Origin of the sequence: Mycobacterium sp. E802 (genome assembly GCF_001666875.1) — a bacterium.
Classification (GTDB): Bacteria; Actinomycetota; Actinomycetes; order Mycobacteriales; family Mycobacteriaceae; genus Mycobacterium.
On the sequence record NZ_LZJD01000046.1, the window covers coordinates 61,878 to 74,014 of the forward strand.

The following is a 12,137-nucleotide window of genomic DNA, read 5'->3' on the forward strand; positions in this document are numbered from 1 at the left end:
CGGCCATGCGATTCTACGACAATGTGTCGTAGTGCTGATGGGTGCGGGAACTTCGGCGCCCGCGTTCGCGACCAACGACAGAGGACGACCGCAGCCCGACACTCTTGACGACAGGACCTGGAATGATCGCCGATCTTGCGCTCCGTTGGGTGGTAACGGTGCTGTTCGCCCTGAGTGCGGTCGAGTGCACCTACGCCTTGCTGGGCTCCCGTGGCCGCCCGGGCGTTGCGGTGAGTCAGCTGCTCCACCTGGCAATGGCCATCGCAATGGTGGTCATGGCCTGGCCGCGTGGGGCCGAGCTGCCCACCCTCGTCCCGATGTATTTCTTCCTGGCCGCGGCTGTCTGGTTCGTGGCGGGATTGGTCAGATCTGCGACGACTCAAGGACGGGTGGCCGACGGGTACCACGCCGCGATGATGTTGGCGATGGCCTGGATGTATGCCGTCATGAACGGCAATGTGCCTGCGCGCCATGCAGAAACGGTCGCCGCAGGCAGCCACGACATGCACGCGATGCACATGGCCGGGCACGGTGGCGGCAGCACGGCGATGGCCATGGAACACGTCTCGGTGCAGCCACTGTGGATCCCTGCCGTCAACTGGCTGTTGGCCATCGGGTTCGTGATCGCCGCAGCCGTGTGGCTGTACCGGTACTTCGCGGCACGTCAGCGGGCCGAGACGGCGCCGTTCTCCCACTTCGGCACACTGTGCCGGGCGATGATGGCCGCCGGTATGGCGATCATGTTCGGTGTGATGTTGTAGCGGTTCAGGCCGCAGGGTCATCCGCTGCGCGCAGATGACGACGGGTCGGCGCGGCCGGGTCCGATTCGTCATCGTCACCACGTGCCTTGGGTGACGGGTCGTGCGGGCGTTTGGTGCGTGACGCCCAGATCGAAACGATCGCCGCCAGCGCCACCGGCACATGACTCAGTACCCGGACCGGGGTCACCAGTCCCGCCAGCGCGTCCGACACCACGTAATAGGCGAGGAATCCGCAGTAGACCACCAGCACGCAGGCCAGACCGGGCGCAATCCGGCGGCGGAAGGCCATCGCGATGGTCGCGATTCCCAGTGCCGCCGACCACGCCGTGGACTCGTTCAGCAAGTGGGCTCCACTGGCCGACCCATGATGTGCGGCAACCATCCCGAAGTTGATGCCGACGGCCTGAGCGATCGCCAGACCGACCTCCGCGATCCCGATGACGACGATTGCCGTCGTCAGCAGGTGCCGGCTCATACGGTGCCAGAGTCCGCTCAGGGCACCGGTCCTGCGGTCCGGGCGTCCACTCACCGCCCCGATCAGTGCGGTATTGGCCAGATCGCGCAGGTGCAGGGCCTGGTTGGCGGCCCGGTCGTACCAGTTGGCACAGTCCGGGCAGCCACGCAGATGCTCGTCGACGCGCACAGAGGGGACCGGCTCACGCTCCCCATCGAGGCGCGCCGAAAGCGCCTCTCGTGCCACCACGCAGTCCACCGGGCCATTCTCCCGCATTGACCTCGTGCATTGCACACCTGCTCACGTTGTTGGTGAGTAGGGCAGATTGCTGCTGGTCTGCGGGTCGACGTGGACAGGCCTGCCCACATAGGGGAAGGCGCGTTGCGGGCAGGCCGGGCGGTCACAGATCCGGCAACCCGCTCCGATGGGGACCGTGGCCTCCGGGTTGGTGAGGTCGATACCCACCGAGTAAATGAGCTTGTCGGCATGGGCAAGGTCGCAGCCCAGCCCGATGGCGAAGTTCTTGGGTGTGCCCAGGTACCTGCTCGGCGCCGAGGGCGAGGTCCGTGCGATCCAGAAGTAGCTTCGGCCATCGGGCATCTGAGCCACTTGAGTCAAGAACTCGCCTGGCCTGGAGAATGCCTGGTGCACCACCCACAACGGGCAGTTGCCGCCCACCCGGGAGAAGTGAAAAGCCGTGGCGGACTGCCGCTTCGAGATGTTTCCCGCGCTGTCGGTGCGAACGAAGATGAACGGGACGCCGCGGGCGTCCGGGCGCTGCAGGGTCGACAGTCGATGGCAGATGGTCTCGAACCCCATCTCGAAGCGGCGGGCGAGCTGATCGATGTCGTAGCGCAGGTCTTCGGCCGCGGCCAGAAACATCCGGTAGGGGAGTAGTAGTGCACCGGCGAAGTAGTTCGCCAGACCGACACGGGCCACATCCCTTGCCTCGGTGCTCAATTGGTCATCGGTGGCGACGATGGAGTCGATCAATTTGGAATGCTGCAACAAGGCGATCTGCGTGGCGAGCTGGAACGCCCGCTGCCCGGGCAGCAGCCAGCGCGCCACGTGAAGCGTCCCGGCTTCGGGTTGATACCGTCGTTTCACGCTGGCGCCCAGTACATCTCCGTTGTCCACGATCACCGAGATGCCGAACTCGGTGGACAGCAGGTCGGCCAGCTGCCGGTCCAGCCCACCGATTTGCAGGCGGTGGCGGATGAACAGATCCTCGGCGGCGCGGTCGAGGGCATCGATGTAGTTGCGGCGGTCGTAGAAAAAGTCGCGTACTTCCTCGAACGGCATCGGCTGCTGCGTGCCCGCCTGGGCGTCGAGGTTGGCTCGTCCGTGCACGGCTTCCAACTCGGCCGTCGCGTCGTGCAACCGCCGGTGCATGCTCACCATGGTCTGGCCGATCTCGGGCATGCGGGCGACCAGTTCCTCGATCTGCGTTGCGGTGGCCGGACTGTCGGCCAGAATCTCACGCAGGTCCGACACCAGCCGGGCGTCGGCGTCGGGGGTGAAGTACTGCGTCGGTAGGTCGAAGCGATCGGCCAGGGCCAGCAGGACCGGCACTGTGATCGGTCGCTGATCGTTCTCGAGTTGATTGACGTAGCTGGTGGACAGTCCCAGCGCACGCGCCAGCGCGACCTGTGTCAGGCCTCTCTCATCTCGCAGCCGTCTCAGACGGGCGCCGGCGAATGTCTTGCTCACCGCTGCCGAGGCTACCCCGACCTTGTTTCACAAGATTCGCAAAAGGACCCGCCAAAGGACACAAAAATACGCATTTACAGGTGGTTTCCCTGGTGACTGCGTCTGCGTACCGTGCGGATCATGTTTGAACATGACGTCCGAACCCGGCGCAGCGCCGAGGACTTCCCGCGTAGCGAACACCTGGCTTGGAAGATCGCCGAGATCGCCGCCGACCCGGTAGCCGTACCGGCCGAGACCCAGGCGATGGTGATCAACCGCATCATCGACAACGCTGCGGTGTCGGCTGCGTCGGTGATCCGCCGACCGGTGACGGTGGCCCGGGCGCAGGCGCTTGCGCACAAGACGCCGCGGGGTGCCTCCGTGTTCGGCGTTGAGGGTACGGTCTCGCCCGAGTGGGCGGCCTGGGCCAACGGCGTGGCGGTGCGGGAACTGGACTTCCACGACACGTTCCTGGCCGCCGAATACTCCCACCCGGGCGACAACATCCCCGCGCTCGTCGCCGTGGCGCAGCAGCTCGGCGTCGGTGGTGCCGATCTGATCCGCGGCATCGCGACCGCCTACGAGGTGCAGGTCGACCTGGTCAAGGGGATCTGTCTGCACGAACACAAGATCGACCACGTCGCCCACCTCGGACCGTCGGTCGCCGCGGGCCTGGGCACCATGCTGCGTCTGGACCCGGAGACCATCTACGCCGCGATCGGCCAGGCCCTGCACCTGACCACCGCGACCCGCCAGTCGCGCAAGGGCCTGATCTCCAGCTGGAAGGCCTACGCACCGGCGTGGGCCGGCAAGGTGGCCATCGAAGCAGTCGACCGGGCGATGCGCGGTGAGGGGTCGCCTGCCCCGATCTGGGAGGGCGAGGATGGCGTGATCGCCTGGCTGCTCTCGGGTCCCAAGCACACCTACAAGGTTCCGCTGCCCGGCCCAGGTGAACCCAAGCGCGCGATCCTCGACACCTACACCAAGGAACATTCGGCGGAGTACCAGAGCCAGGCGCCGATCGACCTGGCCCGCCGGATGCGCGAGCGCATCGGTGACCTGGACCAGATCGCCACGATCGTGCTGCACACCAGCCATCACACCCACGTGGTGATCGGTACCGGATCCAACGATCCGCAGAAGTTCGATCCCGATGCGTCCCGCGAAACCCTGGACCACTCGGTGATGTACATCTTCGCCGTTGCGCTGCAGGACGGCAGCTGGCACCACGAGCGCTCGTATGCTCCCGAGCGGGCGCACCGCCCGGACACCATCGAGCTGTGGCGCAAGATCTCCACGGTCGAGGATCCGGAGTGGACCCGGCGCTACCACTCGAATGACCCGGCGGAGAAGGCATTCGGCGCCAAGGCGGTCATCACCCTCAAGAGCGGTGAAACCATCGTCGACGAGCTCGCTGTTGCCGACGCTCACCCGCTGGGCGCTCGGCCGTTCGAACGCGAGCAGTACGTCGCCAAGTTCGCCGAACTGGCCGACGGTGTCGTGGAAGCCGAAGAGCAGCAACGGTTCCTGGCTGCGGTCGAGAACGTCTCGGCCACCAAGTCCGGCGGGCTCGGCGCTCTCAATGTCCGGGTCGATCCGAGGGTGCTGGACAAGGCGCCGACGGTCCCCTCGGGGATTTTCCGATGAGCGCGAGCGGGTTGCTCGGAGCCGCCACTCCGGCATCCGAGAAGCGCCGGAAGTTCCGCCGCGGGTTGGAATCCGGCCGGCTGCTGCGCTTTCCGGGGGCCTTCTCTCCGCTGGTCGCCAAGTTGGTCGCCGAGATCGGATTCGACGGAGTCTACGTATCCGGTGCGGTCCTTTCCGCGGACCTCGGTCTACCGGATATCGGGTTGACGACGCTGACCGAGGTCACTGGTCGCGGCGGTCAGATCGCCTCGGCCACCGACCTTCCGACGTTCATCGACGCCGATACCGGATTCGGCGAACCGATGAGTGCGGCCCGCACCGTGACGCTGCTCGAAGATGCGGGCCTGGCCGGCCTTCACTTGGAAGACCAGGTGAACCCCAAGCGGTGCGGCCACCTCGACGGTAAGGCGGTGGTCGAGACCGCGGAGATGGTGAAGCGTGTCCGGGCCGCTGTCTCGGCCCGGCGTGATCCCGATTTCGTCATCTGCGCCCGCACCGATGCGGCGGGGATCGAGGGGATCCCCGCAGCCATCGATCGGGCCAAGGCGTACGCCGATGCCGGCGCAGACCTGATCTTCACCGAGGCGCTGCACACCCCGGCGGATTTCGAGCAGTTCCGGGATGCGGTCGACGTTCCGTTGCTGGCCAATATGACCGAGTTCGGCAAGTCCGAACTGCTGACCACTCGGCAGCTGTCCGAGATCGGTTACAACGTGGTGATCTACCCGGTCACCACACTGCGTCTGGCCATGCATGCCGTCGAGGTCGGTCTGCGCGAGATCGATTCTGCAGGAACACAATCCGGTCTCACCGACCAGATGCAACATCGCAGCCGGCTCTACGAGCTGCTGCGTTACAACGATTACAACCAGTTCGACTCGGATATCTACAACTTTTCGCTGCAAGGGGCGACACGATGACCGTTACCGCGAACGACTCAGCCGCACCACGAATTTACAAAGGCCTGGCCGGGGTGGTGGTCGACACCACTGCCATCTCCAAGGTGGTGCCCGAGACCAACACGCTGACCTATCGCGGTTACCCGGTGCAGGACCTGGCCGCGCACTGCAGCTTCGAGCAGGTGGCCTACCTGCTGTGGCACGGCGAACTGCCCACCGATCAGGAACTGGCCCTGTTCACCCAGCGCGAGCGGGCGTCGCGCCGGATCGACCGCTCGATGCAGTCACTGCTGGCCAAGCTTCCGGACAACTGCCATCCGATGGATGTGGTGCGTACCGCGATCAGCTACCTGGGCGCCGAGGATCCGGAAGAGGATGACAGCAGCCCCTCGGCCAACATGGCCAAGTCGCTACGGATGTTCGCGGTTCTACCAACCATCGTCGCCGCAGATATGCGTAGGCGGCGCGGGCTGGAACCGGTCGCTCCGCACAGCCACATGGGGTACGCCGAAAATTTCCTCAACATGTGCTTCGGTGAGGTGCCGGACCCGGTGATCGTCACTGCTTTCGAGCAGTCGATGGTTCTGTACGCCGAGCACAGCTTCAACGCATCCACCTTCGCGGCGCGCGTCGTCACCTCGACCCAGTCCGACATCTACAGCGCCGTCACGGCCGCCATCGGCGCCTTGAAGGGCTCACTGCACGGCGGTGCCAACGAGGCGGTGATGCACGACATGCTCGAGATCGGCTCGGCCGACCGTGCCCCGGAATGGCTGCACGGCAAGCTGTCCCGCAAGGACAAGGTGATGGGATTCGGTCATCGGGTGTACAAGAACGGTGACTCCCGGGTACCCACGATGAAGGTCGCTCTGCAACAGGTTGCGGCAATGCGCGACGGCCAGCAGTGGCTGGACATCTACAACGTGCTGGAGAGCGCCATGTTCGCGGCTACCAAGATCAAGCCGAACCTGGACTTCCCGACCGGGCCGGCCTATTACCTCATGGGATTCGACATCCCCAGCTTCACACCCCTTTTCGTGATGAGCCGAATAACCGGTTGGACTGCCCACATCATGGAGCAAGCCGCGTCGAACGCGCTCATCCGTCCGCTCAGTGACTACAGCGGGCATCCACAACGGGCCTTGGCATAGCTCGCCCAAGCTCTGAAAGGAAACTGTGGTCGACAAGGTTCTGGTCGCCAACCGCGGCGAGATCGCGATCCGCGCATTTCGCGCGGCATACGAACTCGGCCTCTCGACGGTGGCCGTCTATCCCTACGAGGACCGAAATTCTCAGCATCGGCTCAAGGCGGACGAGTCATATCAGATCGGTGACGAAGGCCATCCGGTCCGCGCCTATCTGTCGGTCGACGAGATCATCCGGGTTGCCCTGAAGGCGGGCGCGGATGCGATCTATCCCGGGTACGGATTTCTGTCCGAGAATCCCGAGCTGGCACGGGCATGCGAGCGAGCGGGAATCACATTTGTCGGCCCCTCGGCCGATGTGCTGGAGCTGACCGGGAACAAGGCGCGCGCCATCGCCGAGGCCCGCAAGGCCGGCCTGCCGGTGCTGGCGTCGTCGGCCCCGTCGAGTTCGGTCGAGGAATTGCTGACCGCAGCGGCATCGATGACTTTCCCGGTATTCGTGAAAGCCGTTGCCGGTGGCGGCGGTCGGGGCATGCGGCGAGTCAACGAACCGGCCGATCTTCGCGAAGCCATCGAGGCGGCCAGCCGGGAAGCTCAGTCCGCGTTCGGCGATCCCACCGTTTTCCTTGAGCAGGCCGTGATCAACCCGCGGCATATCGAGGTGCAGATCCTGGCCGACACCCAGGGCAACGTCATCCACCTTTTCGAGCGCGACTGCAGCCTGCAGCGACGACACCAGAAGGTGATCGAGCTGGCGCCAGCGCCCAACCTGGATCACGCTCTGCGGGAACGAATCTGCGCTGATGCCGTCGCGTTCGCTCGCCAGATCGGGTACTCCTGTGCGGGCACAATCGAGTTTCTGCTCGATGATCGGGGCCAACATGTCTTCATCGAGTGCAATCCCCGGATTCAGGTCGAACACACGGTGACCGAGGAGATCACCGATGTGGACCTGGTATCGAGTCAGCTGCGGATCGCCGGAGGTGAATCACTGGCCGATCTCGGACTAACCCAGGACGCCTTGAAGATTCGCGGGGCCGCCCTGCAATGCCGGATCACCACCGAGGATCCGACCAACGGTTTCCGCCCTGACACCGGACGCATCACGGGCTATCGGTCACCCGGCGGTGCCGGGGTACGACTTGATGGTGGCACCAACCTCGGCGCCGAGGTGGCCGCGCATTTCGATTCGATGCTGGTGAAGCTGACCTGCCGCGGGCGTGACTTCCCGACGGCGGTGGCGCGCGCCCGTCGCGCGGTCGCCGAATTCCGGATTCGCGGAGTGGCAACCAACATCCCGTTCCTGGCTGCCGTCCTCGACGATCCGGATTTCATCGCAGGGCGGGTGACGACGTCGTTCATCGAGCAACGACCCCAGCTGCTCACCGCACGCGGTAGTGCGGATCGTGGCACCAAGATCCTCAACTATCTGGCAGATGTGACGGTCAACCAGCCGCACGGCCCGCGACCGTCGGCGGTCTATCCGCGCGACAAGCTGCCTGAGTGCGATTTGACCTTGCCTGCGCCCGCAGGCACCAAGCAGCGGTTGGCTGAACTCGGTCCCGAAGGTTTCGCCACCTGGCTGCGGAGCAGTAAGGCCATTGGGGTAACCGACACCACTTTTCGCGATGCACATCAATCCCTGCTGGCCACCCGGGTGCGCACCAGCGGCCTGATACGCGTCGCGCCCTACATCGCGCGGATGATGCCGCAGCTGCTGTCCGTCGAATGCTGGGGCGGTGCGACCTACGACGTCGCCCTGCGGTTCCTCAAGCAGGATCCGTGGGAGCGGCTGGCGGCGTTGCGCGAGGCGCTGCCAAACATCTGCCTGCAGATGTTGTTGCGTGGCCGCAACACCGTGGGCTATACGCCATATCCGGAGACAGTGACGCGTGCATTCGTCGATGAAGCAGCGGCGACCGGGATCGACATCTTCCGGATTTTCGACGCGCTCAACAACGTGGACTCGATGCGTCCGGCCATCGATGCAGTCCGCGACACCGGCACGACCATTGCAGAAGTCGCGATGTCGTACACCGGCGACCTCTCCGACCCTGGCGAACGTCTGTACACGCTCGACTACTACCTACGGTTGGCTGAGGAGATCATCGAGGCCGGAGCGCATGTGCTGGCCATCAAGGACATGGCCGGGCTGCTGCGCGCACCTGCCGCGGCCACGCTGGTGAGCGCTCTGAAATCACGGTTCGATCTGCCGGTGCACGTGCACACCCACGACACCCCGGGTGGACAACTGGCCACCTATGTCGCGGCGTGGAACGCCGGGGCCGATGCCGTCGACGGTGCCGCAGCCCCGTTGGCCGGCACCACAAGTCAGCCGTCGTTGTCCTCGATCGTGGCTGCCGCCGCGCACAGCCAGTTCGACACGGGATTGTCTCTGGACGCCGTGTGCGACCTTGAGCCGTACTGGGAGGCGCTGCGCCGTGTCTACGCGCCGTTCGAATCGGGGTTGCCGGCACCCACAGGGCGGGTCTACACCCACGAGATCCCCGGGGGACAGCTGAGTAACCTGCGGCAACAGGCCATTGCTCTGGGCCTTGGTGACCGCTTCGAGGACATCGAAGCGAATTACGCTGCTGCTGACCGGATGTTGGGCCGGTTGGTGAAAGTCACCCCGTCGAGCAAAGTGGTGGGCGACCTCGCCTTGTCCTTTGTCGGCGCGGGCGTGGGCGCCGAGGAATTCGCCGCCGACCCGGCTCGCTACGACATTCCGGACAGCGTGATCGGGTTCCTGCGGGGCGAACTCGGAGATCCTGCCGGAGGATGGCCGGAACCCCTGCGCACCAAAGCGCTCGATGGTCGGGGCCCGGCTCAGTCAGTCCAGGATCTGTCCGCTGAGGATGAAACCTTATTGGCCGCACCGGGACCCAAACGGCAGGCGGCTCTCAATCGGTTGTTGTTCCCCGGCCCCACGGCAGAGTTCGAGGCGCATCGCGACGAGTACGGTGACACTTCACGATTGAGCGCCAATCAGTTCTTCTACGGTCTGCGCCACGGCGAGGAACATCGGGTCAAACTGGATCCCGGTGTCGAATTGCTGATCGGGCTCGAGGCGATCTCAGAATCCGATGAGCGGGGAATGCGCACCGTGATGTGCATCCTCAATGGACAGCTGCGGCCCATCGTGGTGCGCGACCGCAGCATTGCCAGCGAGGTCCCGGCCGCCGAGAAGGCCGACCGGAACAACTCTGCCCATGTTGGTGCGCCCTTCGCAGGCGTGGTTTCGGTCAATGTCGTCGAGGGCCAGGTGGTCGAAGCCGGCCAGTCCATCGCGACCATCGAGGCCATGAAGATGGAAGCAGCCATCACCGCGCCTGGATCCGGCACGGTCAACAGAATCGCGGTCGCGCAGACCGCTCAGGTTGAAGGTGGCGATCTCCTGGTCGTCGTCGGATAGTGCGGTGGCTGCTTTGGAGGTACGTGTGCCCTTGAACACCGTCGCGCTCGAGTTGGTGCCACCCAACATCGACCTCGGAGTCGACCACGCTTTGGAGGAGGCGCAAAAGGTGGCGCGGCTCTCCGCGGAGAGCGGCATGGCAGGACGTCTCGGGCACGTCATGCTCCCGGCGATGATCACCGAGGATGGTGACCGCCCAATAGAGATGAAGCCCAAGATGGACGTTCTGGATTACTGGCAGGCGATCCAAACAGAGCTTCCGGGTGTGCGTGGCTTGTGCACACAGGTCACGTCGTTCTCCGACGAGGCCGTGTTGCGGGATCGGCTGACGGACTTGAGCGCGGCGGGTTTCGACGGCGTGATCTTCGTCGGTGTGCCGCGCACAATGAGCGACGGTGAAGGCTCCGGCGTCACGCCGACTGACGCACTGGCCAAGTTCGACAGCCTTGTCGAGAACCGCGGGGTGATCCTGATCCCGACCCGCGATGCCGAGCAGGGTCGCTTCACTTTCAAATGCGATCAGGGCGCCACGTTCGCCATGACGCAGCTGCTGTACTCCGATGCGGTGGTCGAGTTTCTGCAGCGATACGCCCTGGAAAGCGACCACCGGCCAGAGGTTCTGCTGTCGTTCGGTTTCGTGCCGAAGCTGGAGAGCAAGGTGGGCCTCATCGATTGGCTGATCCAGGACCCGGGCAATGAGGCCGTTGCTCGGGAGCAGGCCTTTGTTCGGCAACTCGCCACCAGTGAGCCCGACGCCAAACGCAGAGCGCTGGTTGACCTCTACAAGCGGGTGATCGACGGGATGGTGGACCTCGGCTTCCCGTTGAGCGTGCATTTTGAAGCGCCCTATGGTGTTTCGAGACCGGCTTTCGAAACGTTTGCGGAGATGCTGGCGTATTGGTCGCCGGAACTGTCTGCCTGATCAGACCGTGATGAACGGGCGGTCCAATCCCGGCCAGATGAAGGTGATGGGGGTGCTGAACGCCACTCCCGACTCTTTCTGGGTCGAAAGCAGGTTCGATGTCACCGCGTTGGCGATCGCGGCGGGGCGAAGGATGTTCGAAGCCGGGGCGTGGGCGGTTGACGTGGGTGGGGAATCCACTCGCCCGGGGGCAACGCCGGTGTCGATCGACGAAGAGCGCAACCGCGTGCTTCCAGTCGTCGCTGCACTTGCCCACCTGGGCACGGTGTCGGTGGACACCCGCAATCGCGAGGTGGCCGAAGGGGCGGTGCTGGCCGGTGCCGGCATCATCAACGACGTCTCGGGCAAACTTGGCGACGTTGCCGGCCGGCTCGGCGTCGGCTATGTGAGCATGCACGCGCACACAGTGCCGGTGCTGGCCGAAGTGGTCCCGGAGTACGAGGACGTGGTCAGCGCAGTGACGTCCCTTGTCACCGGGGTCGCGCAGGCGGCTGCCGCCGGCGGCGCCGCTCCGGTGTGGATCGACCCAGGCATCGGATTCGGCAAATCCCCTCGGCATAACCTGGAATTGCTGCGCCGGCTTCCTGAGCTCTGCAATCACGGTTTTCCGGTGTTGCTCGGAGTGAGCCGAAAATCGTTCGTCGGCAACGTCACTGGACGCGCCGTTGACGGCCGACTGGCGGGATCGCTGGCCGTTGTCGCGCCCGCATGGTCGGCCGGCGTCGATGTCATGCGAGTTCATGATGTCGCCGAGACACTGGACACGATCGCAATGCTGCAGGCGATCTGGGGCCCACCGCCGGCACCGTGACGCCGGATCAGCCCGCAGAGTGTGGGATAGCCCACATATGGTGCGGCTGCGCCGGTTGGGAATTGGCTGAGACGAGCCTTTCGGCGGAGAAAGTCGACCACAACCGGCCCGCCTGCTTCGCAACAGCATTCGCGGAAGTGACTCGATCTCGTCGCATTTCACGTCTCCTGCCGGCCGAGGCATGCCCGCCTCGATCTGAAGCGCGTAGTGCATCCAGCGGCTGTGAAAAGGGCTGTTGTACTGCATTTTTGAAACCGTTTTGAATATTGACGGTTGTTTTGGGTTTCATCAGAGGCCGGCCTGTGTACCGAAAGGGACTCCCCACCGCCGGAAAAGTATTGGTTAATGTCACCCTCGCTGATCTGAGGAGGCTGCGGGTCGGGGTGTGCCGCAC

General features: G+C 64.7%; 9 protein-coding genes. 7 read left to right on the plus strand and 2 right to left on the minus strand.

Annotated elements, in window-relative coordinates; translation table 11 throughout:
• The first annotated feature begins 122 nt into the window (after positions 1 to 122).
• Positions 123 to 761, plus strand: a complete 639-nt coding sequence (locus A5699_RS06690) for a DUF5134 domain-containing protein (RefSeq protein WP_067767221.1) — start codon at positions 123 to 125, stop codon at positions 759 to 761.
• Between the two features lie 4 nt (positions 762 to 765).
• On the opposite strand, the gene A5699_RS06695 is transcribed toward A5699_RS06690, so the two are convergent.
• Together A5699_RS06695 and A5699_RS06700 are read right to left on the minus strand one after the other, a co-directional pair.
• Positions 766 to 1,491, minus strand: a complete 726-nt coding sequence (locus tag A5699_RS06695) for a zf-HC2 domain-containing protein (protein WP_082957602.1) — start codon at positions 1,489 to 1,491, stop codon at positions 766 to 768.
• A gap of 24 nt (positions 1,492 to 1,515) precedes the next feature.
• A complete protein-coding gene (locus A5699_RS06700) occupies positions 1,516 to 2,925 on the minus strand; it encodes a short-chain fatty acyl-CoA regulator family protein (RefSeq protein ID WP_067767226.1) in 1,410 nt (469 codons plus the stop codon).
• A 120-nt stretch (positions 2,926 to 3,045) separates the two neighbouring features.
• Between A5699_RS06700 and prpD the strand changes: the two genes are divergently transcribed.
• From prpD to folP, 6 genes are read left to right on the plus strand one after another with little or no spacing between them, the layout of a single operon-like run.
• Positions 3,046 to 4,551 (plus strand): 2-methylcitrate dehydratase PrpD, encoded by a 1,506-nt coding sequence (gene prpD / locus A5699_RS06705; RefSeq protein WP_067767488.1) that lies wholly within the window; start codon positions 3,046 to 3,048, stop codon positions 4,549 to 4,551.
• Entirely contained in the window at positions 4,548 to 5,471 is a 924-nt protein-coding gene (gene prpB, locus A5699_RS06710) for a methylisocitrate lyase (protein WP_067767229.1), read from the plus strand. Before prpD ends, prpB begins: the two co-directional genes overlap by 4 nt.
• Positions 5,468 to 6,601 (plus strand): bifunctional 2-methylcitrate synthase/citrate synthase, encoded by a 1,134-nt coding sequence (locus A5699_RS06715; protein ID WP_067767231.1) that lies wholly within the window; start codon positions 5,468 to 5,470, stop codon positions 6,599 to 6,601. Before prpB ends, A5699_RS06715 begins: the two co-directional genes overlap by 4 nt.
• Positions 6,602 to 6,626: 25 nt before the next feature.
• Positions 6,627 to 10,010, plus strand: coding sequence for a pyruvate carboxylase (locus A5699_RS06720; protein WP_067767234.1), 3,384 nt, complete (start codon positions 6,627 to 6,629; stop codon positions 10,008 to 10,010).
• A gap of 25 nt (positions 10,011 to 10,035) precedes the next feature.
• Positions 10,036 to 10,932 carry a mycobacterial-type methylenetetrahydrofolate reductase gene (locus A5699_RS06725; RefSeq protein WP_067767491.1) on the plus strand — a complete coding sequence of 299 codons (897 nt, stop codon included), beginning with the start codon at positions 10,036 to 10,038 and terminating at the stop codon, positions 10,930 to 10,932.
• A 10-nt stretch (positions 10,933 to 10,942) separates the two neighbouring features.
• Complete coding sequence (gene folP, locus A5699_RS06730) at positions 10,943 to 11,743, plus strand: dihydropteroate synthase (protein ID WP_067767237.1); 801 nt, start codon at positions 10,943 to 10,945, stop codon at positions 11,741 to 11,743.
• Positions 11,744 to 12,137 lie beyond the last annotated feature (394 nt).

Bases quoted from the DNA above. Each gene is read 5' to 3' on its own strand.
- folP (WP_067767237.1), top strand. From the start codon at position 10,943: ATGAACGGGCGGTCCAATCCCGGCCAGATGAAGGTGATGGGGGTGCTG.
- A5699_RS06690 (WP_067767221.1), top strand. From the start codon at position 123: ATGATCGCCGATCTTGCGCTCCGTTGGGTGGTAACGGTGCTGTTCGCC.
- prpD (WP_067767488.1), top strand. From the start codon at position 3,046: ATGTTTGAACATGACGTCCGAACCCGGCGCAGCGCCGAGGACTTCCCG.
- A5699_RS06715 (WP_067767231.1), top strand. From the start codon at position 5,468: ATGACCGTTACCGCGAACGACTCAGCCGCACCACGAATTTACAAAGGC.
- prpB (WP_067767229.1), top strand. From the start codon at position 4,548: ATGAGCGCGAGCGGGTTGCTCGGAGCCGCCACTCCGGCATCCGAGAAG.
- A5699_RS06695 (WP_082957602.1), bottom strand. From the start codon at position 1,491: ATGCGGGAGAATGGCCCGGTGGACTGCGTGGTGGCACGAGAGGCGCTT.